The sequence below is a fragment of the Sporosarcina gallistercoris genome, assembly GCF_050459885.1.
Classification (GTDB): domain Bacteria; phylum Bacillota; class Bacilli; order Bacillales_A; family Planococcaceae; genus Sporosarcina; species Sporosarcina gallistercoris_A.
The window spans coordinates 140,796-164,348 of record NZ_JBCMNO010000018.1; the positions used below are offsets into that span (position 1 = coordinate 140,796).

19 protein-coding genes and 1 other annotated feature are annotated in these 23,553 nt (G+C 44.9%); of the genes, 2 read left to right on the top strand and 17 right to left on the bottom strand.

Annotated elements, in window-relative coordinates:
• Positions 1-20 precede the first annotated feature (20 nt).
• On the bottom strand, positions 21-1,733 hold the full coding sequence (locus ABE021_RS11355; protein WP_430288797.1) for a diguanylate cyclase: 1,713 nt from the start codon (positions 1,731-1,733) through the stop codon (positions 21-23).
• Between the two features lie 46 nt (positions 1,734-1,779).
• On the bottom strand, positions 1,780-3,003 hold the full coding sequence (locus ABE021_RS11360) for a bifunctional folylpolyglutamate synthase/dihydrofolate synthase (RefSeq protein ID WP_430288798.1): 1,224 nt from the start codon (positions 3,001-3,003) through the stop codon (positions 1,780-1,782).
• 88 nt (positions 3,004-3,091) lie between these two features.
• Here ABE021_RS11360 and ABE021_RS11365 point away from each other — a divergent pair, with 88 nt between their 5' ends.
• Positions 3,092-3,958 carry an ATP-grasp domain-containing protein gene (locus ABE021_RS11365; protein ID WP_430288799.1) on the top strand — a complete coding sequence of 289 codons (867 nt, stop codon included), beginning with the start codon at positions 3,092-3,094 and terminating at the stop codon, positions 3,956-3,958.
• Positions 3,955-4,755: an ATP-grasp domain-containing protein gene (locus ABE021_RS11370; RefSeq protein ID WP_430288800.1), complete on the top strand. Its 801-nt coding sequence runs from the start codon at positions 3,955-3,957 to the stop codon at positions 4,753-4,755. The genes ABE021_RS11365 and ABE021_RS11370 overlap by 4 nt, the downstream gene beginning before the upstream one ends.
• A 407-nt stretch (positions 4,756-5,162) precedes the next feature.
• On the opposite strand, the gene ABE021_RS11375 is transcribed toward ABE021_RS11370, so the two are convergent.
• The 15 genes from ABE021_RS11375 to ABE021_RS11445 all read right to left on the bottom strand — a co-directional run bounded on the left by ABE021_RS11375 (position 5,163) and on the right by ABE021_RS11445 (position 23,545).
• On the bottom strand, positions 5,163-7,811 hold the full coding sequence (locus ABE021_RS11375) for a valine--tRNA ligase (protein ID WP_430288801.1): 2,649 nt from the start codon (positions 7,809-7,811) through the stop codon (positions 5,163-5,165).
• Positions 7,812-7,960: 149 nt separating this feature from the next.
• Positions 7,961-8,188, bottom strand: a binding site (T-box leader).
• A 235-nt stretch (positions 8,189-8,423) separates the two neighbouring features.
• Positions 8,424-9,035 carry a hypothetical protein gene (locus ABE021_RS11380; protein ID WP_430288803.1) on the bottom strand — a complete coding sequence of 204 codons (612 nt, stop codon included), beginning with the start codon at positions 9,033-9,035 and terminating at the stop codon, positions 8,424-8,426.
• Positions 9,036-9,153: 118 nt separating this feature from the next.
• Positions 9,154-10,443, bottom strand: coding sequence for a glutamate-1-semialdehyde 2,1-aminomutase (gene hemL / locus ABE021_RS11385; RefSeq protein WP_430288804.1), 1,290 nt, complete (start codon positions 10,441-10,443; stop codon positions 9,154-9,156).
• The gene (hemB, locus tag ABE021_RS11390) at positions 10,440-11,423 is read right to left on the bottom strand and encodes a porphobilinogen synthase (RefSeq protein WP_430288805.1); all 984 of its coding nucleotides are present in this window, start codon (positions 11,421-11,423) and stop codon (positions 10,440-10,442) included. The genes hemL and hemB overlap by 4 nt, the downstream gene beginning before the upstream one ends.
• A gap of 3 nt (positions 11,424-11,426) precedes the next feature.
• Positions 11,427-12,185, bottom strand: coding sequence for a uroporphyrinogen-III synthase (locus ABE021_RS11395; protein ID WP_430288807.1), 759 nt, complete (start codon positions 12,183-12,185; stop codon positions 11,427-11,429).
• Positions 12,175-13,107 carry a hydroxymethylbilane synthase gene (gene hemC / locus ABE021_RS11400; protein ID WP_430288808.1) on the bottom strand — a complete coding sequence of 311 codons (933 nt, stop codon included), beginning with the start codon at positions 13,105-13,107 and terminating at the stop codon, positions 12,175-12,177. Before hemC ends, ABE021_RS11395 begins: the two co-directional genes overlap by 11 nt.
• A gap of 58 nt (positions 13,108-13,165) precedes the next feature.
• Positions 13,166-13,996 carry a cytochrome c biogenesis protein CcsA gene (ccsA, locus tag ABE021_RS11405; RefSeq protein ID WP_430288809.1) on the bottom strand — a complete coding sequence of 277 codons (831 nt, stop codon included), beginning with the start codon at positions 13,994-13,996 and terminating at the stop codon, positions 13,166-13,168.
• 88 nt (positions 13,997-14,084) lie between these two features.
• The gene (gene hemA, locus ABE021_RS11410; protein WP_430288810.1) at positions 14,085-15,449 is read right to left on the bottom strand and encodes a glutamyl-tRNA reductase; all 1,365 of its coding nucleotides are present in this window, start codon (positions 15,447-15,449) and stop codon (positions 14,085-14,087) included.
• 251 nt (positions 15,450-15,700) lie between these two features.
• Positions 15,701-16,288: a ribosome biogenesis GTP-binding protein YihA/YsxC gene (yihA, locus tag ABE021_RS11415; RefSeq protein ID WP_430288811.1), complete on the bottom strand. Its 588-nt coding sequence runs from the start codon at positions 16,286-16,288 to the stop codon at positions 15,701-15,703.
• Positions 16,285-18,603, bottom strand: a complete 2,319-nt coding sequence (gene lon, locus ABE021_RS11420) for an endopeptidase La (protein WP_430288813.1) — start codon at positions 18,601-18,603, stop codon at positions 16,285-16,287. Before lon ends, yihA begins: the two co-directional genes overlap by 4 nt.
• Positions 18,604-18,727: 124 nt before the next feature.
• On the bottom strand, positions 18,728-19,993 hold the full coding sequence (clpX, locus tag ABE021_RS11425) for an ATP-dependent protease ATP-binding subunit ClpX (protein ID WP_430288814.1): 1,266 nt from the start codon (positions 19,991-19,993) through the stop codon (positions 18,728-18,730).
• Positions 19,994-20,365: 372 nt separating this feature from the next.
• Positions 20,366-21,664, bottom strand: a complete 1,299-nt coding sequence (gene tig / locus ABE021_RS11430) for a trigger factor (protein ID WP_430288815.1) — start codon at positions 21,662-21,664, stop codon at positions 20,366-20,368.
• Between the two features lie 104 nt (positions 21,665-21,768).
• On the bottom strand, positions 21,769-22,746 hold the full coding sequence (locus ABE021_RS11435; RefSeq protein ID WP_430288817.1) for a tetratricopeptide repeat protein: 978 nt from the start codon (positions 22,744-22,746) through the stop codon (positions 21,769-21,771).
• Between the two features lie 74 nt (positions 22,747-22,820).
• Positions 22,821-23,357, bottom strand: coding sequence for a hypothetical protein (locus ABE021_RS11440; RefSeq protein WP_430288818.1), 537 nt, complete (start codon positions 23,355-23,357; stop codon positions 22,821-22,823).
• 44 nt (positions 23,358-23,401) lie between these two features.
• Complete coding sequence (locus ABE021_RS11445; protein ID WP_430288819.1) at positions 23,402-23,545, bottom strand: hypothetical protein; 144 nt, start codon at positions 23,543-23,545, stop codon at positions 23,402-23,404.
• Positions 23,546-23,553: the final 8 nt, after the last annotated feature.

Genomic DNA, 23,553 nt, shown 5'->3' on the forward strand with positions numbered 1-23,553 from the left:
CGGTCCCTCCTTCCGATTTTTCATTTTACATAGGACGCAACCCGGTCGCGTCCAGCTTGTTTAGCTCCAATATACAAAGCTCTATCGGCATTTCGCAGTAAGGTCATTGCTTCGTCAGTATCTTCCAATGCAGATGAAACACCGAGACTGGACGTAATCTTTATTATTATTTCTTCATTAGCATTCGATAGTCCTGCAGAAAGGCGCATAGGTTCATTGCGAATTTCATGACAGAGTGATTCAGCAAAACCAACTGCTTGTTCCTTAGAAAAATCCGGAAGTAAAAAAACGAACTCTTCCCCTCCATACCGCGCTAACGTTCCATCCGTAGGCAATTTTTCTGCCAACAATGCCGAAAACTGCTTTAATATGGTGTTACCACTTTCATGTCCATACGTATCATTCACTTGCTTAAACCGGTCGATATCCAACATCACCAAAGACAGATTACTGAAAATCCCCTGACTAAGCAATTCCATGGAAGTTTCCAGCTTTTCCTCAAAAGCCCGGTAGTTATACAAACCCGTTAATGCACATCGATCACTGACACGGTGTGCTTCTTCAATGTATCTGGATTTTTCTAAAGACACCATGAAATATGAATTCAAAAGATCTAAAATTCGCAAGTGAACGTCTTTAAAGGCATTCATCCTCGCATGTCCCAGGATCAATACACCTTCCGTCTTTTGATTTCGTATCATCGGCATGCACAACAAGCTTTCAATTCCCTCAGGTGCCAGCTTCAAAGACTTACTTATCCACTCTTCTCGGCGGGAATATAAGCGTGGCTCATTTGTAAAGAGCATTTCCCCTGCAATACCTTCGCCCCTAAGCACTGTCCCATCTATTATGGGTACTTGTCGGCCACCGACGAATAAATGAGTCATTTCAAGCCAATCATCCATGTGTTTAAACAAGTATACATATTCAACATTAAACATAACGGCAGTTTTAGATAAATACTCTGTAATCACTTTTTCTTCTTCCGTAATTCTTGCTATCTGTTGACCGATTTCACCAGCTTCCTTGATAAAGTCATTCAAATCCTCTGTCTGTGTGTTGATGCGAATAACTATCGTAATAAAAAAGAAAGGAATAGCCAGAATCAGGAAACCTATGAGCCCATAATATTGGAGAAGGTAATAAAGGGAGATCGACAATGGAACTACCACAATCATGCGGAAATAATGCAATATGGTTTCTCTTAGAGAATTTCTTCTCATTCTGCCCGTAAGTCTGCTGTATAATTTAAAAATCCAATCATACTGAAGCGAATAGACGAGCTGATAGAAGAGCACCCTGAATGCTAACATCCAAAATGATGTACTGCCCGTTTCACCGCCTGCAAGAAAATATGCGACAGCCCCACTCACTGATAGAACAAAATAAGCTAGTGAGTTATATAAGAAGCGGTATAAGAGATCACCGGAGTTCCTGCGCGATAAGACGGCAATCGCTACTATAAACTGGGTAGTCAATAATTCAGTAGTTAGCCCGTACAATATGAAAATCGGCAAAGTGAACCAGACAAAAAGGATAACAGGTTTTCCATTATAGATAATAGGAAAGTAAAGGCTGAGAAACCCTAATAGGATTGAAAAAAGCAACCATGTCCAATTCAAGTTGTCAGGGGGTTGGGTGATGAGAAGATACGCAATGCCGGTCGGCACAACAAATAACCACGTTAAGAATAGAAGTACCAATGGCCGGTCTTTCCACTTCATCTTCTTCATCCTTCCACTCCCCGCCAATCACACGGAATTTTCTATCTATTGATAATTACAGTATATGAGTCCTTAGGCTGTTTAGCAAGTATAAAGATCCTGAGACTATTTTCTTTCTGTGTAGGCCTTTAGATAGTATTATAGACTCACAATCTTCCTTTGTCACCTTTTTATTTCCAAATTCACATTGATCGTATACGTATTGTGCAGTCGCCGCGCCAGGTATTTCAAACTCAATAAAGGAAAACGAATGCGCAACGGGCAATAATTCGTTGAGTGTCGCTTTGATCTCCTTATTTGCCATCATCCCGATGACGAAATCAAACTTTTCTCCAGGGAATTGCTCTTGAACCGTCCGTCTAAGCATCGCGGCTGCGGCTGGATTATGAGCTCCGTCAAAAAAAACACCGGGGGCGACTTCTTCGAATCGATAGGAGAGCTGTGCGGTTGCAATCCCCGCTTGAATCGCTTCAGCCGAAAGTTGTAGCCCTGTGGCGCAAAGCGCTTCTATCGCAACCGCTGCATTGACTGCTTGGTGGGGACCTTTCATCCGTCTATGCGGAATTGTAAGGTGCAGATTTCCTTGGAACTGTTCAGGTGCCCCTTTTTCCATGCGGAAGTCTTGTCCATAAATCATCAGATCACAGCCAACCTCTTCCGCAACTCTTTCTGCCACTTGATTAGCTTCCTCTTGTAATTGGCCACAGACAGCGGGCACCCCTTTTTTAAATATCCCTGTTTTATGCCAGGCAATCTGTTCGATCGTGTCACCAAGGAATCCGACATGATCTTTTGCGATGGATGAAATCACGGAAACCATCGGTGTTATCACATTTGTACTGTCAAATCTCCCACCCATACCGCATTCGATGAGGACAACATCCGGCTGCAGGCGGTCAAATGTGACAAATGCAGCTGCTGTTAAGAGTTCAAAGTCTGTCAACATGCCGTCAAGCCCTGCATCTTTAATTCTTTGGAAAGAAGCTGTCAACTGCTCTTCTGTAATATTCTCGCCATTGATCCGGATTTGGTCATGGATATCCACCATCGCTGGCGAAGCGAAAACTCCCGTGCTGATTCCAGCCTCATGAAGGATGGACTCCATAAAACAAATGGTAGATCCTTTTCCATTGGTGCCAGCGACGTGAATTGCCCTCAGATTTTCTTGTGGCGATCCAAGGATGTCCATCGCGTGTTCTATTGCCGCGAGACCTGGTTTTATCACATTATCACTTGTGATATTCACACTTTTCTTATACTCTTCCAACTTCGGTATCATACCTAATCCCCACCTTATGCTAAACTAATAGTCAATAGCCTCGAGAAGGCTTTTCTTAAGAGTATAGCACGAGAGAGAAGGGGTCCATTTGAAAAGTGGCTGGATAATTTATAATGGAAGTTTAGTGAATAATAAATTCCGGGATCAGGCGGAGCTCGTACAAGAAGCCGCCTACCGAGCTGGAATTTCCGCATCTATTTACAAAAATTACGAAGTGTTCATGGATGTGACCGCAGAAATTGAAATACTGCCTGATTTCGTCGTGTTTTTAGATAAGGATATCGTGCTGGCGACGTTTTTGAAGTCCCTTGGTATTCCTGTATTCAATGATCCGGAAGTGATTGAGCGCTGTGACAACAAAACAAAACAAGCAATTACTTTGGCGTATGATGGGATCCCGATGCCACGGACGATTGTAGCGCCGAAAGTATATCGGAACTTCACAATACAGGATAGCGGCTACTATGAACGCGTTTTACAGGAACTTGGTCTTCCGATGATTATTAAGGAAGCACGCGGCTCTTTCGGAATGAATGTCTATTTGATCGAAACTGTTGAGCAGTTCTATGAGAAAACGGATTCTTTGCGTGGGGTTGACCATTTATTCCAAGAGTTCATCGCTTCCAGTCGCGGACGCGATATTCGTGTGAATGTCGTCGGGGACCGAGTTGTCGCTGCGATGTATCGACATTCCGAGACGGATTTCCGTGCAAATATTACGAATGGCGGGATTGCGGAGACAGTGGAATTGACGGATGCCCAAATCGATGTCGCTTTACGTGCTGCGAAATCGGTAGGCGCAGTTTTTGCAGGAGTGGACTTATTGTTCGGCGTTAACGAAGAACCGCTAGTTTGTGAAGTGAACGCCGCTGCCCATATTCGCAATATCTATAACGTTACGGGTATCAATGTGGCGGATGCGATGATTGAGTATATTTTAGAGGTGATTGCGTGAAGGGGTATATCTATTATGACGAGGTAGATGCGGTTCGAAATCGTTGGTTCATTGATGAGCTCATTAAAGAAGGCACTGAGAAACAGTTGGATGTTGAATTATTGACGGGGGATGCAGACCTTCCTGATGATGCGAAATTCGTCCTTTATCGAGGCAGGGACTTTGGCAAAAGCCGTCAGTTCGAATCAGATGGTATTATTGTCATTAATCGCAGCGAGGTAAATCGTATAGCGAACGACAAAATCCAGACCTGTGAGCTCGCAGCTATTTTGGGGATTCCAGCGATCCCCACGAGGCGGTTGAATTCTTCTCTGGACGTTCGGGAATACCCCGTTATTATAAAAACTTCAGATGGGCACGGTGGCGCTGAGGTACATTTATGTACGACTGAAGCTGAGGTGGATGAAATAGTCGCTCACTATGCTGATCGACAGCTTCTGATTCAACCTTATATCGAGCATGGTTCCTCAGATGTCCGACTATATGTGATTGGCAATGAAGTGGTTGGGGCGGTAAAACGCACTGGTGTGGGAACTTTTAAAGCAAATGTCGCATTAGGCGGGACGGCCGAACGATTTGTTCCTCCCTCCCCTTTACGCGAGTTCGCAGTGAGGATTGCAAAAGCTTTGAAGAGTGACTATATCGGAGTGGATTTCATTCAGAATAAAGATAATGTCTGGTTGCTGAATGAATTGGAAGATCCTGTAGGGGCCAGGTCGCTTTATGAGACGAGTGAAGTGAATGTCGCGCGTGAAGTCATGCAGCATATATGCAGGAAAATCGAGAAAACCTTATGATGTGCGAGCCAGCACTTTATAAGGTTTTTTGCTGAGCAATCGCATTAGTTTGCTCAGTGTGATATTCGTTCTGCGACAGTTCTATGCCTTTGTCCATAAGCCAGGGAACTTTTCAATAACGGATGCATTTAGATTTCAATAAGGAGTTAATTGGTTTGAATTCCATTTTTAATATAATCCCACATGGACAGGTTGATGCTTTTTAGGCGTTATGAGCGTTTTTCATATTTTATGAGCTATTCCCGTGATTTATGAGCGATTCCCAGCGTTTATGAGCACTTTCAAAGTTTTATGAGCGGGTCTATGAGTTTATGATCACTTTTCCTGTTTTATGAGCGTAATTCGTGATTTATGAGCATCTCCCCAATAAAAATAAAGAGGGCTTTCGCTAGAAAGCCCTCCCTTACTTAAATCTCTTTCAGTTCTTCGATGCGGCGCTGAACAGCCGCTTGTTTTTCGAGATAATCTTGTTCTTTTGCTCGTTCTTCATCCACAACAGATTGAGGGGCTTTGGAAACGAAACGTTCGTTGGACAATTTACCTTGGACGCGTTTCACTTCGCCTGCCCACTTTTCCAACTCTTTACCGAGGCGTGCAATTTCCTCGTCGATATTGAGTAGACCTTCAAGCGGCATGAAGAGTTCTGCACCTGTAACTACTGCTGACATTGACTTGCCTGGAGCGTGCACGTCTACACCGATTTCCAGTGTTTCCGGGTTACAGAATTTCTCGATATACTGGCTGTTTGTTTTCAAGACAGCTGCTGTCGCTTCGTCTTTTGCAGTGATGTATAACGGTACTTGGCGACTCATTGGTGTATTCACTTCCGCACGGATCGTACGCACCGCTTTGATGACATCAGTCAACAACTTCATGTGTGTGGAACGCTCCACGTTCGTCAATCCAGCATCCGCAACCGGCCATGGGGCTACCGTGATGGACTCGCCTTCATGGGGTAAGTTCTGCCAAATCTCTTCCGTAATGAACGGCATCAGAGGGTGCAGCAGACGCATCGTATTATCGAGTACATATGCAAGAACCGAACGTGTCATACGCTTCGCTTTCTCGTCTTCTCCGTATAATGGCAATTTGGCCATCTCGATGTACCAGTCGCAGAAATCATCCCAGATGAAGTTATAAAGCGCACGGCCGACTTCACCGAATTCATAGCGTTCTGATAGCTTTGTCACGGATTCAATCGTTTCGTTGAGACGCGTTAAGATCCAGTCATCTGCAACGGACCGTTCGCCCGATAAATCGATTTCTTCATATCTCAACCCGTCCATATTCATCAACGCAAATCGGGAAGCGTTCCAGATTTTGTTAGCAAAGTTCCAGACTGCTTCAACTTTTTCAGTTGAGTACCGAAGGTCTTGACCTGGTGAAGAACCAGTTGCCAGGAAATAACGCAATGCATCAGCACCGTACTGATCGATGACATCCATCGGATCCACGCCGTTACCGAGCGACTTAGACATTTTACGTCCGTCTTCAGCCCGAACCAAACCATGGATAAGCACATCCTTGAATGGCCGCTGATCGGTAAACTCAATGCCTTGGAATATCATGCGGGACACCCAGAAGAAGATGATATCATACCCTGTAACAAGCGCATCTGTCGGATAGTAACGCTTGAACTCGGAGTCTTCCGTATCCGGCCAGCCCATCGTCGAGAACGGCCATAGTGCAGAAGAGAACCATGTGTCCAGTACGTCTTCTTCCTGATGCCAGTTTTCAATGTCTGCAGGCGCTTCTTCACCGACGTACACTTCTCCAGTTTCGTTGTGATACCAAGCTGGAATGCGGTGTCCCCACCAAAGTTGACGGGAAATACACCAGTCGTGAATGTTTTCCATCCATGTCAAGTACGTTTTCTCGAAGCGGTCAGGCACAAATGTCACTTTGCCTTCTGCTTGTTGCAGCTCAATCGCTTTTTCAGCAAGCGGCTGCATCTTGACGAACCACTGTGTTGATAAATACGGCTCTACAACTGCACCGCTCCGCTCCGAATGACCCACTGAATGGTTATGTTCTTCGATTTTAAAGAGGACGTCCATCTCCTGCAAATCTTGAACGATTGCTTTACGGCATTCGAAACGGTCCATTCCTTCGTATTTCCCAGCTAACTTGTTCATCGAGCCATCTTCATTCATCACGAGGATACGTGGCAGATCATGACGATTTCCGATTTCAAAGTCGTTCGGGTCGTGAGCTGGTGTAATCTTAACCGCACCGCTTCCAAAGTCCATTTCTACGTAATCATCCGCGACAATCGGAATTTCACGGTCGACAATCGGCAATTTCACGGTTTTTCCGATCAAGTGCTGATAGCGCGCGTCATCCGGATGAACAGCAACTGCTGTATCGCCAAGCATCGTTTCAGGGCGGGTTGTTGCAATTTCAATACTTCCAGTTCCGTCTGCCAGTGGGTAACGCATATGATAGAATGCACCCGCTACATCTTTATGGATCACTTCGATGTCGGATAATGCTGTTTTCGTTGCAGGGTCCCAGTTGATAATATATTCACCGCGGTAAATCAAGCCTTTATTATACAATTTGACGAATACTTCACGCACTGCACGTGACAGACCTTCATCCAACGTGAAACGTTCTCGTGAGTAATCCAGTCCTAGACCAAGCTTAGACCACTGTTCACGAATATGGCCTGCATACTCATCTTTCCATTTCCAAGTCTCTTCCAGGAACTTCTCTCGCCCTAGATCATATCGTGTCTGCCCACTGGCGCGCAGCTTTTCTTCCACTTTCGCTTGTGTCGCAATACCGGCATGGTCCATACCAGGGAGCCACAGCGCATCATAACCTTGCATGCGTTTCATGCGAGTCAAGATATCCTGTAGTGTCGTGTCCCAAGCGTGACCCAAGTGCAATCTGCCTGTTACGTTAGGTGGTGGAATGACAATCGTATACGGCTCTTTGCCACTCTCCGGTTGTGCTTTAAAATACTCACCTTTCAACCACCATTCATAACGATCTCTTTCAATCGTTTGCGGATCATACTTAGTCGGCATTTCCAACTGTTCTTTTTCTGTCATATCCATTCCTCCTCAATGTTAAGAAGTTGAGCTTTAAAGGGGTTAATTCACCGACTATATTCCGTTGATTGCAACAGCAGGCGGCAACTCCTGCAGTGTTAACCAACACGCAGCCCCTATAAAAGTCAACACAAAAAACCCCTTCGTCGTTAAAGGACGAAGGAGTCAGTTCGCGGTACCACCTTTATTCGCAGCCATGCAAGTAACGCACGGTGCCTCAATGGGAATAACGGCTTCTAACCGGCTTCCGCTACTGGAAAAAACGTTCACGGAAACTGCTGACGGGTGACTTTCAAACTGCCGATAATAGGTCCTTGCACCCTCCGGACCCTCTCTGGAAAAACCGACCGATCTACTCTCCCGCTAAACGCATCACTATACTGTTTCCAATAGTTTACCGGATGTATAGCGTACCCGTCAAGCCCGCTTTGAAAGGATGGTGTTATGAGAAGAGGTTACAATCCCTATTTGCTTCCGCCATGGCTCAGGAAATGCCGGTTTTACTGTAAAATGATCATTATTCCGATCTCTTGTTTCCAGCTCATCCGGTTACTGATCATCCCTACGACAGGAGATTTTTTACTCCTCTGTATCCTTTGCGGATGTTGTTTTTTATTCCACAAAAACATCATTTAATCGGAAGGATGTTACCGTAACATCATCTTCCAAATCGCTGATGAATGCGAGCATTTCATGGTCTTCGGAGTAGCCTAGCGAGGTTTCAATCAGATTCACGCTGGAACTGTCCAGATCTGCTGTAACCGCTGCAGTCGCCGTTTCTGCTTTTGGCGCTTCATCCTTATCATTGGACTTCGCATCAGCGACTTCGACTTCAGCCAATTTAGCCTCAACTGTCCACATCACTGTAAGGGTTCCATCATCCGTAGCGGATGCACTCGCCTCGATCACAGACGCTTTGAGTTGTCCGCCTGAACTTGTTGGCAGATCCACGAGCAACGGCACGGCGTACTCAAAATAACCCGATTTGTCTTCAACGTCCACATCATCGATGAGGATGGCATCCGCTTCTGAGGCTTCTGCTTGAGCTTCACCGTCAAATGCGACGTTGGCCGCTACATGATAAATCCCGGAAAGACGAACAGCATCCTCCGTCTGATGTTCCGTATATCCCGCGGTCACTTTCACTTCTTGTGCAGAAACCGGTTTCCCGTATTCTGCAGGAAATTGAAACGTCTCTGTTAATGTCCACTGTGTTGGTTCCATTGTTTTGCCGCCTCCTTTTATACGTAAGAGTATATGTCGGCATTTGCCATTACAGAACAATCGGACAAAGAAAAACAGCCTTTCCAAAGAGTTTCTTCTTCGAAAGGCTGTTTGAATTTTATTTTTTTAATTGACCGAATACCTTGTGGAAGGCGTCTACGGTTTTTGAAATGTGCTCTTCTGTATGTGCAGATGAGAGGAACATGCCTTCAAACTGGGAAGGCGGCAAGAAGATCCCTTCAGCAGCCATTAATCGGTAATATTCAGCAAATAGAGCCAAATCCGATGTCTTTGCAGATTCATAATCGATAACGTCTTCATTCGTAAAGAAGAAACCGATCATCGATCCAGCCCGATTCACTGTGTGAGGAATTCCATTTGCCGTTGCTGCTTCACGGAATCCTTTTTCAAGCTGATCGCCAAGTTTCATGAAGTGCTCATAAGACGACGGATTCAACCGCTTCAACGTCTCGATTCCAGCAGTCATTGCGAGCGGATTCCCCGACAAAGTTCCAGCTTGATAAACCGTTCCCGCAGGCGCAATGTGCTCCATGATTTCACGTTTACCGCCGTAAGCTCCTACAGGCAGTCCGCCGCCGATCACTTTACCGAGGCATGTCAAATCAGGAGTGACACCAAAATGCCCTTGTGCACAATTGTACCCGACACGGAAACCGGTCATCACTTCGTCAAAAATGAGAAGCGTTCCGTTTTCTTCTGTCAACTTGCGTAATTCTTCAAGGAAACCTGGCTGCGGCGGCACAACTCCCATGTTGCCTGCGACAGGTTCCACGATGACACCAGCGAGATCCTCTCCATACTCTTTAAAAGCGACTTTCAAACTTTCCAAGTCGTTATAAGGAACGGTGATCGTGTTTTTCGCAACGCCTTCAGGAACTCCCGGGCTGTCCGGCAGGCCGAGTGTCGCAACACCTGAACCCGCTTTAATAAGCAATGAATCCCCATGACCATGGTAACACCCTTCAAACTTCAAAATAAGATTCCGCTTCGTATATCCGCGTGCTAAACGCAATACACTCATCGTCGCCTCAGTACCTGAAGACACCATGCGCACCATTTCAATCGATGGGACACGGTCGATGACGATTTCAGCCAGTTCATTCTCGAGCAATGTGGGTGCACCGAAACTGGACCCTTTCACTGCCGCTTGCTGAATGGCAGATACGACACCTTCTTCAGCATGTCCTAAAATCAGAGGCCCCCACGATAACACATAATCGATGTATTCGTTGCCATCGATATCTGTAATGATCGCACCTTTACCGCTCTCCATGAAAATCGGATCCATATTGACTGATTTGAACGCACGGACAGGCGAGTTCACGCCGCCAGGCATTAGATCTACAGCTTTACTAAATGCTTGTTTTGAATTTGTATAGTCTCTCATTTTGTCTCCTCCAACCAACGAGCGGCATCTTTCGCGTGGTACGTCATGATCAGATCGGCACCTGCACGCTTCATACTAGTCAACGTTTCAAGGACGATCCGTTGTTCATCGACCCAGCCATTAAGGGCAGCAGCTTTCACCATCGCGTACTCTCCACTCACATTATAGGCAACCATCGGAAGCAACGTATTGTTTTTGACATCGCGTAAAATATCCAAGTACGACAACGCAGGTTTCACGATTAGGAAATCTGCGCCTTCTGCGATATCCGACTCTGCTTCACGCAATGCTTCCATGCGGTTAGCAGGATCCATTTGATATGCTTTACGATCACCGAACTGTGGTGTGGAATCCGCAGCGTCCCTGAATGGTCCATAATATGCCGATGCATACTTCACCGCATAAGACATAATTGGAATTTCTTCGAATCCTGCATTATCCAACCCTTGGCGGATCGCAGCGACAAAACCATCCATCATATTGGACGGCGCAATAATATCTGCTCCAGCCTCCGCCTGTGAAACAGCTGTCTTCACGAGCAACTCCAAAGAAGGATCATTCAGTACGCGTTCCCCATCGATGACACCACAATGTCCATGATCGGTATATTCGCATAGACACGTATCCGCAATGACAATCAGTTCCGGGTGGCGACTTTTCGCAAGACGGATTGCTTCTTGAATGATTCCGTGGTCATGGTACGCACCACTTCCAACAGCATCTTTATCACTAACAACGCCAAAGAAAATGACAGAAGGAATTCCAAGTGCCACTGCCTCATCCAGCTCTTCACCCAGTCGGTCCATCGAATGCTGATATATTCCAGGCATTGAAGGGATTTCGTTTTTCACATTCTCCCCTTCAATCACGAAAATCGGGTAAATGAAGTCCGTTGCTTGGAGATGCGTTTCACGAACCATAGCACGCATTGCAGCCGTGCTGCGAAGCCGACGGTGCCGGCGGAAATTCAAATTAGTCATCTGTCAATTCCTTCCTTTCGACTCGGCTAGCGTTCGCACGAGTTCAGGTAATGTATATGTTTCCGGCATAACGTGGACAGGCGCCCCCGCTTTATGAAGCGCCCGTTCCGTAATATGTCCGATCGCACCAATTGTATAGCCCGTCCATCCAATAGCAGGCGCCACATGTTCTTTAAACACAGAAACCGCTGAAGGGCTGGCGAACAGTACTGTAACTGATGAGGTATCTTTCACTAACTCAGCTATCTGATTTGCAGAAGAAACTTCCGGTAGGGTTTCATACACCGTCCATTCATCGACGAGTAACGAGAGTTCAGTTGAAATTAGTGTACCGGCTAAATTGCCTTTAATGAACAGTGCCCGCAGGGAGTGTCCATCAGGATTGAACTGCCGGACAAAAACATCTGCACTGAATACGTCAGGGATGAAATCCACACGAAATCCGATACGTTCAAGCGCATGTGCGGTTTTATCACCTACTGCTGCCACACGCAGCTTGTAATCCTGTGCATCCATTTTAAAACGCTTAAGCTTATTATGAAAGGCAGCAACTGCACTTTGGCTCGTGAAAATCAGCCAATCGTAGGTCCGTGACTGCATGATGCGAGCAGCATCATCTGCTGACACCCGTTCTTCTGTGCGGATCAGCGGATATGAAACCGGAGTCCCTCCAAGCCGTCCTACAAGCTCATAAGGCTCCTCGGATTTTTTAGTACTCGTGAATATCACGGTCTCTCCTGACAACGGGTACTTATTGACCATCCATTTCAGCCTTCACTCGTTGAATGACTTCTGCTGCCCCTTCTTTACGGAGGACACTGGAAACGACTTTACCCGCTTCAACAGGAGTTTCAGCTGTAGCTGTATGACGATACACTTCTGAACCGTCGGGAGCAGCGATGAATCCAGTCAATTCGATACCATTCTCTTTTTGTTGAGCAAAACCGCCAATCGGCACTTGGCACGATCCGTCCATTTCACGGAGGAATGTGCGCTCTGCTTCCACTTCCCTGAATGTCTGTTCATCGTTCATTTTCGCAAGCTGTGTAAGAAGCTCTGCATCATCTGAACGGCATTCAATCGATAATGCTCCCTGACCCACTGCAGGAATACAATCTTCAAGACTCATGTATTCCGTGACGATTTCTTCGCTCCAGCCCATTCGTTTAAGTCCTGATGCAGCAAGAAGGATTGCATCGTATTCCCCATCCTGCATTTTTTTCAGGCGCGTATCGATGTTACCCCGTATCCATTTGATCTCGAGATCAGGGCGAAGCAAGAGGAGCTGAGAACTTCTGCGCAAACTGGAAGTACCGACTACCGCTCCTTCTGGAAGGTCCTTGAATGCAACATGACCCTTAGATATGAAGGCATCACGGGGATCCACCCGCTTCGGGATACACCCGACAATCAGACCTTCAGGTAAGACGGATGGCATATCCTTCATACTATGTACAGCAAAGTCGATTTCCTTGTCGAACAGCGCTTGCTGGATTTCCTTAACGAACAAGCCTTTCCCACCGACTTTAGACAGCTGGACGTCGATAATCCGATCCCCCTTAGTCACGATTTCTTTCACTTCGAATTCAAATGGAACATCCAATGCCTTCATTTGATCGATGAACCAATTCGTTTGGGTTAATGCAAGCTTACTTCTCCGTGAACCGACAATTATTTTTCTCAATGTAATCTTCCTTCCCGAAGTGAATGATACTTACTAAATGTTTTGGAGCTTCTCAACTTCATAACCAAAAATGGAACTGAGATAGTTTACTGCCCAAAAAGAAATTGATGATGAGTAAAACAAATGCAAAAATCGTTGCCCATGCAAAATCAGCTGCTTTCACTTTTCCGCTTCTATTCAGGAAAAGCAATACACCGTAGACTAGCAGCAAAAAGAAAGACCCAATAATCTTTATGTCGAATAGCTTCCAATCGGAAAGCGCTGTGTATGCCCACTGAACCCCTAGGATCAGACTCACGAGCAACATGGGGATACCTGTATAGATTGCAGCTTTCATACCTGTCATTGCATGCTGCAAAGAAGGCAGTCGACTGAACTGGGAAGTGAATTTCTTCTTCTTCAGCAAATTATAGACGAGCAAGTATAGAATAGCGAAAACAAAAGCCATGGCAAACGCCGCATAAGAAAGAATAGCGAATGTAATATGAATGAACAGCAGCTCAGATATTAGCGAGTCCCCAACACCCGAAGATGACAGATGGGTTGGCGCGAATATATGAATGGTCATAAAACAGAAAGCAATCGCATTCAAGAAGAATCCTGCATAACTCAAGCTATATTTCAGTTGAATGCCAAGCGACAACGTGATAAGTACCCAAGCAAAGAAATAGACCCCTTCATAAAGGGATAACACGGGCAATTGCCTCGTCACTATAAGAGCGTGTATAAGGAAACCGGTTTGCATAAGAAATACAACCACAGTCAACCAAAATGCGCTTCTCTGTGCCCGCGGTTCTTTGTTTAAAAAATCCACAAAATAAAAAATCAGGCTGACGGCGTAAAGAATCAGCATAGCTTCCTGAAGCCGCGCCATTGTCAACTCAACCATAGGCTACCTCTGCCTTTCTGTCAAAAAAGCCACTCCCGCATCGACCGTCTAGAGAAGCGGGATGGGAAATGACTTTGTTGGAACACACTCAATATGTCAAATCAGGTTGCAAACCGGAGTTTTGGGAAGCTCCGGCTTCCTGCTCCGCTTTTTGTTGTTGTACCTGAAGATTTTTTTCTTGTTCAACCTCTTCTTCAATACCGAAAATCGATTGGAATAGTTCCAGTTTTTCTGTCGACTTCGCATCCATAGCGAATTCCTTAGCCTGTAAAATCGGGTCTTTCAGTAACTGGTTAATAATCGATTTCGTATGTTTGCTTAACACTTTTTTCTCACGATCAGTTAAGTCGGGCATTTTGTTCTCGATACTTGCCATAGTTTCCGCTTGGATGCTTAGCGCTTTCTTCCGTAACGCTGTAATTACCGGCACAACACCAAGAGTTGCAAGCCATTCTTTGAACACAATCACTTCTCCATGGATGAGTGACCGGATTTCTTCAGCTGCCTCTTTACGCTGCGCTAGGTTCGCTTCGACGATACCTTGCATATCATCGATGTCATAAAGGAACATATTCGGTAAATCTCCGATGCGCGGATCCATATCACGCGGAACTGCAATGTCCACTAAAAACAGCGGACGTCCTTTACGAAGACGCTCAACGAACTGCATGAGTTCATAGTCGATGACATAATTTTTTGAACCAGTACTGCTGATTAGAATATCGACATCGAGCAATGTACATTGCAATTCCTGCAAGGACTTCGCATTCCCATCAAACTGTGTTGCCAATTCTTCGGCTTTAGAAAACGTCCGATTGAGCACAGTGATTTTACCGACTCCACTGCCCTGCAAGTTTTTAATTGTCAGCTCTCCCATTTCACCTGCACCTAAAATGGCGATATGTTTGTGTTTCAACGAACCGAAAATCTTTTTTCCAAGTTCGACAGCTGCATAGGACACAGAGACAGCATTTTCACCAATTGCGGTTTCTGAATGAGCACGTTTTGCAACCGTTATCGCTTGTTTGAACAGCTCATTGAAAATCGTACCTGTCGTACCGATTCCTTGTGCTGTTAAAAAGCTCGTTCTCACTTGGCCAAGGATTTGTGTTTCACCTAGTACCATCGAGTCGATACCGGATGCAACAGACATAAGGTGTTCAATTGCCTCGTCTTCTTCTTTGATGATCAAGTGATTCGCAAACGATTCCAAGGGAAGTTCAAACCACTCCGCTAAAAAGTTTTTTACATAATAGCGTCCAGTATGAAGCTGGTCCACGACTGCATATATTTCAGTGCGATTGCACGTCGATACGATAATATTTTCAAGAATACTTTTAGTTGATTGCAAAGTTTCCATAGCGTGCGGCAAATCAGCTTCGTTAAACGAAAGTTTTTCCCTGATTTCTACCGGCGCTGTCCTGTGATTGACTCCGATTGCGAGTAGTTTCACTAGGTGCTCACACCTTTCGCGTCTATTTCCTGATCATAAGTATAGCATACCATATTATGAGTGAAGCCTTTATTTATGAACATCATATGAACTGCACAGCTTCAATGCCCCTCTTTATAATTATTATAAAGTAAATAGATGTGAGATGCCACTGGTATGTTTTGAGGGCAATCGCATTGCTACATGGTTTGCGAACAGCATAACAAGAAGCAGAGAGCAATATCCTCTGCTTCTTGTGTCATGTATATGTCCTATCTTTGCATTCTACTTTCAATTTCAGCCCAGACGGCTTCAACGCCAATACCTTTCTCGGAGGAAAACACATATAATGGGTCATCGCCGAGCATATTCAATGTCTCCCGCACAATTTTCTTATGCTTATCCCATTTACCTTTAGGTATCTTATCCGCTTTCGTTGCGATAACGATTGCAGGGATATTATAATGGACAAAGAAATTGTACATGTTAATGTCATCCGCTGAAGGGGCATGACGTATATCAACGATTTGGACCGCTGCAACTAAGGGTTCGCGGCTTGTCAAATACTGTTCGATCATGCCGCCCCATTTTTCTTTTTCAGTTTTGGATACTTTAGCATATCCATATCCAGGTACATCTACAAAGAAGAGTTGTTCTTCTATTTTATAGAAGTTCAGCGTCTGCGTTTTCCCGGGCTTAGAAGATGTCCGAGCAATATTTCTACGTCCCAGCATCTTGTTGATAAAAGAAGATTTACCAACGTTTGAACGTCCTGCAAGTGCGAATTCTGGATAGCCGTCTTCCGGATACTGCTCTGGACGGACAGCACTCATCACCATTTCTACGTTATGCACTTTCATAATTCTCGTTCCTCCAATGCGATCGCCAAAACTTCCTCGGCGTCGTCAACCAATTTAAATGATAACTCCTCACGAATCTCTTCAGGGACGTCATCGATATCTCGCTCATTTTCCTTAGGTAAAATAATAACACGTAATCCTGCACGATGCGCACTCAATGTCTTTTCTTTCAATCCGCCAATCGGCAAAACACGTCCACGTAACGTGATTTCACCAGTCATACCTATTTCCCGGCGGATCGGTCGATTTGTCAGCGCAGAAACTAGCGCAGTTGCAATCGTAACCCCTGCAGAGGGACCATCTTTTGGAACAGCACCTTGAGGCACGTGAATGTGAATGTCTTTCGCTTCATAGAACGACGAATCGATTCCAAGACTTTCCGCTCTGGAACGGACATAGGAAAGTGCAGTTTGAGCAGATTCTTTCATCACATCCCCAAGTTTGCCTGTCAGGATCAGTTTACCCTTACCAGGAGAGAGCGATACTTCAATTTGAAGCGTATCGCCGCCAACTGCGGTGTACGCCAAGCCTGTCGCCACACCAATCTGATTCGAAGTTTCGGCTTGTCCATGCCTGAACTTTTTCTTGCCAAGGAAATTTTCGACCGTCTTTGAACTGATTGTTACACTTTTTTTCTTCCCGCTGGCGATTAAACGCGCGGATTTCCGACAGACTTGTGCAATCTCGCGCTCAAGTGACCGCACCCCTGCTTCCCTCGTATAAAAACGGACGATATCCAGGACAGCCGGCTGCTGAAATTTAACTTGCGTCTTCGTCAATCCATGCTCTTTCAATTGTTTAGGAATCAAGTGATTCACAGCTATTGCCTTTTTTTCAAGCTCGGTATAGCCAGCAATCGAAATGATTTCCATCCGGTCCCTTAAAGGTCCCGGGATAGCACTCAAGTCGTTCGCCGTTGCAATGAACAACACATTGGATAAGTCATAAGGCTCTTCTATGTAATGATCACTGAATGTACTATTTTGCTCAGGATCCAAAACCTCCAGCATCGCAGAAGATGGATCACCTCTGAAGTCATTGGACATTTTATCGATTTCATCGAGTAAAAATACCGGATTCACCGTTCCAGCTTTTTTCATCCCTTGTATAATACGGCCTGGCATAGCACCGACATAGGTTCGTCGATGACCGCGGATTTCAGATTCATCTCGAACTCCACCTAGGGAAATCCTGACGAACTTCCGATCTAGCGACTCTGCAATCGATTTTGCCAGCGATGTTTTCCCAACTCCGGGTGGACCTTCGATGCAAAGGATCGGACCTCGCAGAGACTTCGTCAATTGACGTACGGATAAAAATTCAAGAATCCGCTCTTTAACCGAATCCAGACCCTCATGATCTCTATCTAAAATCTTTTCAGAACGGTCGAGATCCAAGTGGTCGATAGAAGCATCGGACCAAGGCAACGATACAAGCCAATCAATATAAGACCGGATAATCCCGCTTTCGGCAGCAGCGGAAGGTACTTTCTCATATCGGTCCAACTCCCGCTCTGCTGTTTGCATGACGTCAGCAGGCATTCCCGACTCTGCAATCCGCTCTCGCAACGCTTCAACTTCCAGACCTTTTCCATCTTTATCTCCAAGTTCGGTTTGGATGGCTTTCATCTGTTCGCGCAAGTAAAACTCTTTCTGCGTGCGTTCCATCGCTTCGCGGACGCGCTCATTGATCTTTTGCTCCAGCCCCATGACTTCCTGTTCGTTAAACAGACGGCTAATCAGCCATTCTAACCGTTCCTTGATGTTACGGATTTCCAGGATGTCTTGTTTCGCACGAATCTTCAAAGGCAAATGGGAAGCGATAGTATCTGCAAGTCTGCCGGGTTCCACAATTGCCGAGACAGAATTGTAGGCATCTTCAGTAATCCGTTTAGAAATTTTCGTATATTTTTTAAAGAGAGTGAGTAGTGTGCGCATGAGGGCTTCGGTTTCCGAATCGACTTCAGTTGAATCCGGGAAACCGTTCACGGTCACAACAGGATACAAATCAGCTTCCTCATAATCCGTCCATTCTGCACGTTCAAGTCCTTCGATCAATACCCGATAGGTGCCATTCGGCAATTGGGTCATCGATTTCACAAGCGCGAGTGTACCAAGATGATAAAGGTCTTCAGGCTGTGGGTCTTCATCATTCAAATCGATTTGAGTCGCTAGGAATATGAAGTTGTCGTGTGCAATCGCATGCTCGATTGCAAAAACGGAACGTTCTCTGCCAACATCTATATGTAAAGTCATCGTCGGGTAAATCAAAATGCCTCTAAGAGGAAGAAGCGGTATATTATGTCGTAATGCCATCGAACAAACACCTCCATCACTAATTTTAACTCATCTACTATGTATTGAATACAATAAAAAATAAGGAAAAAAGCTGACCCATTCAGCACAAACGCGCCTCCTTTAAGTCAGCTTCCTCCTATCTTTATGCAGTATGCTTTTCTGAATCGAGTTTCATTTCTGTACCATCTTCTAGATAGAGAAGTGGTGAACCTTCACCAACGACAGAATCCTTGGTAATGATGCACTTTTTAACTTCGTCCAAAGAAGGAAGTTCGTACATCACGTCAAGCATGATATTTTCGATAATGGAACGCAGGCCACGAGCACCCGTTTTCCGCTCAATGGACTCCCGAGCAATTTCCAGAAGCGCCTCGTCTTCAAATTGCAAATCCACATCATCCAGACCGAGCATTTTCTGATATTGCTTCACAATTGCGTTCTTAGGAAGCGTCAAGATTTGATAGAGAGTATCTTCACTCAGTTGTTCGAGTGTCGCAATGACAGGCAAACGACCGATGAATTCAGGGATTAGACCGAATTGCTGAAGATCTTCCGGAATCATACGTGAGAGTAAAGAGCGCTGCTCTTCTGCAGCGTTTGGATCAGAACCGAATCCGATCACTTTTTGTCCAACACGGCGTTTAATGATTTCGTCAATTCCGTCAAAAGCGCCGCCAACGATGAATAAAATATTCGTAGTATCGATTTGGATGAATTCTTGATGAGGATGTTTACGGCCGCCTTGTGGTGGGACGCTGGCAACAGTCCCTTCCAGGATTTTAAGAAGTGCTTGCTGCACACCTTCACCTGAAACATCACGGGTAATCGATGCATTTTCCGATTTACGTGCGACCTTATCGATTTCATCGATATAAATGATTCCTTTTTCAGCACGTTCCACATCGAAATCAGCGGATTGAATCAGTTTAAGAAGAATATTCTCAACGTCTTCTCCTACGTATCCTGCTTCTGTTAATGACGTTGCGTCCGCAATCGCAAATGGAACGTCCAAAATACGCGCAAGCGTTTGCGCGAGGAGTGTTTTACCACTGCCAGTTGGTCCAATGAGGACGATGTTGGATTTTGCGAGTTCTACGTCATCGACTTTACTGCCGGAGTTCACACGTTTGTAATGGTTATAGACCGCTACTGAAAGTGATTTCTTCGCGCGATCCTGTCCAATTATATACTCGTCAAGAATGGATTGGATTTCCTTTGGTTTTGGAACATCTTTGAATTCGAAACCTTCTTCAAGACCGACTTCTTCTTCAACGATTTCGGCACAAAGTTCAACACATTCGTCACATATATAAACCCCTTGCCCTGCAACAAGTTTGCGGACTTGGTCCTGCGTCTTGCCACAGAACGAACAGCTCAAATTGTCTTTTTCGTCGTTAAATTTGAACAAATTGCTCACCCCTATTCAGTGAAATCTTACAAGATTCCAACTGGTTTATCAACTATTTCGTTCTTTTGCAATATGTACACGGCTTTTACCCGCGCTTGGTGCATTGACACGTTCAAATTAAACAGTCATGATTTCCGCTTCAGATGGACATGAGCCTACAGGATGAAGGTCATGCAACCGTTGCGGCAGAGCGCCGCGAGCGTAGGTTGTTTCCATGAAAGAATCCTACCCGAGTCGCCACCTTACACTTCAATCGTGAGCATATCTTCAATTACAGAAGTTATCACTGTTCTTAAATCAGAAAATCAAACATTGCTCATTATATACAAAAACAAGGTACGGCTAGGCGTACCTTGCATGGAGCAATTCAGATTACTCTGCAGCTGCTTCTGTGACTTTAGCGTTGTCCACTAGAAGTTGAACTGTTTTGTTGAAACGAAGATCGTTTTCAAGCATTTCAGTACCGCCTAGAGCAGTTTTGATTTGTTCGATGTCCATGTTGAATTGCTCAGACATTTTGTTCAGCTCTTCGTTGATTTCTTCTTCAGTGACTTCGATGTTTTCTTCTTTACCGATAGCTTCAAGTGTAAGTGATACACGTACGCGGCTCATCGCATCGTCATGCATTTGCTTACGAAGTGATGCTTCGTCTTGTCCAGAGAACTGATAGTACAAGTCAAGATTCATACCTTGTGTTTGAAGACGTTGTCCGAACTCATCTACCATACGGTTCGTTTCGGATTCGACCATTTCTTCAGGAACTTCGAATTCAGCGTTACGTGCAGCAGCTTCTACGAGATCGTCACGAAGTGCTGTTTCAGATGCTGAGCTCTTTTCAGTTTCCAGGTTTTCTTTCATTTTCTTACGGAGCTCGTCCACTGTTTCGACGTCTTCGTCCATTTCTTTAGCAAGTTCATCATTCAACTCAGGAACTTCTTTTGCTTTCACTTCGTTGATTTTGACTTTGAATACTGCCGGCTTACCTGCAAGTTCAGCTGCATGATATTCTTCAGGGAATGTCAATTCAACATCTTTTTCGTCACCTGTTTTCAAACCGATAAGCTGTTCTTCGAACCCAGGGATAAACGAACCTGATCCAATTGCAAGATCATAGTTCTCAGCTTTTCCACCTTCGAATGCTTCTCCTTCAGAGTAGCCGTCGAAATTGATGTTTGCTGTGTCGCCTTCTTCGATAGCGCCTTCTTCTTTAACTACCATTTCAGCCATTGACTCACGGCGTGTCTGTAGTTCCATGTCGATTTCTTCGTCTGTAACTTTTGTCTCTTGGCGTGTTACTTCTAGGCCTTTGTACTCGCCTAATTTCACTTCAGGCTTAAGAGGCACGATCGCTGTAAATACAACCGGCTCGCCTTTTTCAAGTTTTTCGATGTCGATTTCCGGAGATGCAATCGGCTCAAGACCTTCTGCACGCACAGCTGCATCGTATGCTACTGGAAGAACGATATCGATAGCATCGTTGTAAAGTGCTTCTTCCCCGTACATTTTGTCGAACATTTTACGTGGCATTTTCCCTTTACGGAATCCAGGTGCGTTCACTTGCTTAACGACCTTCTTAAATGCCTTGTCCAATCCTTCGTTGAAAGCCTCAACTGAAACTTCAAACGTTAACTTCCCTTTGTTACCTTCTTGTTTTTCCCATTTAACTGACATCTTTTCATACCTCCGAATCATAGTGACGAATATATTTTGTACCGTTTTATACGCCATTGACAACTTTCTCAGTATATCACAGTCTCTTTATCTTTCAAGAAATTTCATTCAACCGCTTCACCGGGGTCTTGATCGACCTCGACTATCAGCTTGTGTAAAGCTGTTTGAGGAAGCGGCGCCCCTTCAAAGAGAAACGAAGAATAGTTTTCATAAGCACTAGCAACTGCAGCAGCAGGAGCACCCCAATCAAGAGGGTAACTGATTAAGGCGAATTTCCTTACAGCCTCTTCCACCAACGATAGTCGGGATGGATCTTTATCTAAGGCATCTCGGAGCCGTGCGATGATTTCTTTTGAAACAGCGTCTTCACCCGGGAGTGGCAGATCGGAAGGTATCACACTAAGTCCTCTGCCGAACTTTCGGATGACAAGCGGTTTTTCATATCCTGAATTTCTTAATAAAACTAACGCTACTGTCCGTATAACAGGTGGAAGCTCATCGAAAACAGCAATTTCAGTGAGCAAGGAATGAGAATCCTGGGCGCCATTATTCTCTAGTTGCGCAAGCATCTGTTGCTGATGATATCCATCCAGCTGTAAAAACGACTCAAATGAGATCGCTTGTTTCAGCTTTACGGAAACATCGTCCGTAAAACGGCTTAATAACCTTCCATTCAGTTCACGCAAATACAGGAACTTCTGCTTCAACTCCGTCGGAATGATTCCTTCGTCCAAAAGAGCCCCAATGGTATCTTCCACTTCCTCGTAATCCTGAAGCTGCATACAAATCGCAAGATATAACTCCATTGCTTCAAAGTATTCGCTCATATCACTTTGTAACCACTGAGCAGCATAAGTCTTAGCTTTCTCAAAGTCCTTGGTTTCATAAAATGCTACTGCAAGTATTCCCGGGATCTCAGGTGAATCCGGGGCAATCTCAAGAAGCTGTTCCGTAACACGGACAGCTTCTTCAAACTCCTCTGCCTGCATGGCATCTTCGGCTTGGTCCAGCAACCGCTCCACCGTTCCAGGAAAGACAATCATATTGCCTCGCTTATGGAGTCTTTTCCGTTTGTATTTCACGTCCGTCACCTGCTTTCACTGATACTATAGCACAGCATTTCATTTGTATGCATGTACGGCGGACGATAATGTGCTCATTCTTTTTGAGGGACCAATATTTTTTCAACTTCTACCTTTTCATAACCTAGACGATTTTCAATAGGGGGTAGAAATTTCATAAATAAACGATTCGTAGTGAGTGTTAACACGACGTCATCTTTAAACTTAAAATCGAACTCCGAATTTCCGTCATCAGCCGGTACAGATCTGAAAACTGCTTCATCCACATCACTCCAAGAATATGAATGGGTTTGGAAAGAAAACAAAGGGCGATAGGTGATACCTTCATCCGTCAACATCGTGAAGTTCAGTGAAGCTATGTAAAAAACAGTGGCAGCCAATAAGGTCAACATGACACTTACAAATATGGATTTTTTACTAATATGCATTATATAGAGCACGAATGCAGCAGCTATTAGAAGAACGAAGGCTACAGCGTATACCGCATAGACGCCGAAAGTTACAAAGACGAACCAACTTCCAGTTTTGAAATAGAGCGAGTTCGCTATAAAATTCGGCAACAGAAAGACAGTAAATGGTGCCAGCAATAATAAGGAAATCCCGATAACCATCGGGATGTGTCTCCGTTCTGTATGAATAGTAATCCACTTCCTTGTCACTTTATTTCGGGCTTCCCTTTTTTCTCCGCGTACTCACCCATGAGCGATTTCCCATTACAACGGTCTGCATTCCGTTCCTCAACAAATCCCCATCTCTGTGCCATTGCAAAGAGCCGGGAAATCGGACGTTGGGTAGTCATAAGAAAAC

Coding starts and splice junctions, on each gene's coding strand:
- ABE021_RS11355 (WP_430288797.1), bottom strand. CDS start 1,733: ATGAAGAAGATGAAGTGGAAAGACCGGCCATTGGTACTTCTATTCTTA.
- ABE021_RS11360 (WP_430288798.1), bottom strand. CDS start 3,003: ATGATACCGAAGTTGGAAGAGTATAAGAAAAGTGTGAATATCACAAGT.
- ABE021_RS11375 (WP_430288801.1), bottom strand. CDS start 7,811: ATGACAGAAAAAGAACAGTTGGAAATGCCGACTAAGTATGATCCGCAA.
- ABE021_RS11380 (WP_430288803.1), bottom strand. CDS start 9,035: ATGGAACCAACACAGTGGACATTAACAGAGACGTTTCAATTTCCTGCA.
- hemL (WP_430288804.1), bottom strand. CDS start 10,443: ATGAGAGACTATACAAATTCAAAACAAGCATTTAGTAAAGCTGTAGAT.
- hemB (WP_430288805.1), bottom strand. CDS start 11,423: ATGACTAATTTGAATTTCCGCCGGCACCGTCGGCTTCGCAGCACGGCT.
- ABE021_RS11395 (WP_430288807.1), bottom strand. CDS start 12,185: ATGGTCAATAAGTACCCGTTGTCAGGAGAGACCGTGATATTCACGAGT.
- ccsA (WP_430288809.1), bottom strand. CDS start 13,996: ATGGTTGAGTTGACAATGGCGCGGCTTCAGGAAGCTATGCTGATTCTT.
- yihA (WP_430288811.1), bottom strand. CDS start 16,288: ATGAAAGTGCATAACGTAGAAATGGTGATGAGTGCTGTCCGTCCAGAG.
- lon (WP_430288813.1), bottom strand. CDS start 18,603: ATGGCATTACGACATAATATACCGCTTCTTCCTCTTAGAGGCATTTTG.
- tig (WP_430288815.1), bottom strand. CDS start 21,664: ATGTCAGTTAAATGGGAAAAACAAGAAGGTAACAAAGGGAAGTTAACG.
- ABE021_RS11440 (WP_430288818.1), bottom strand. CDS start 23,357: ATGGTTATCGGGATTTCCTTATTATTGCTGGCACCATTTACTGTCTTT.
- ABE021_RS11445 (WP_430288819.1), bottom strand. CDS start 23,545: ATGACTACCCAACGTCCGATTTCCCGGCTCTTTGCAATGGCACAGAGA.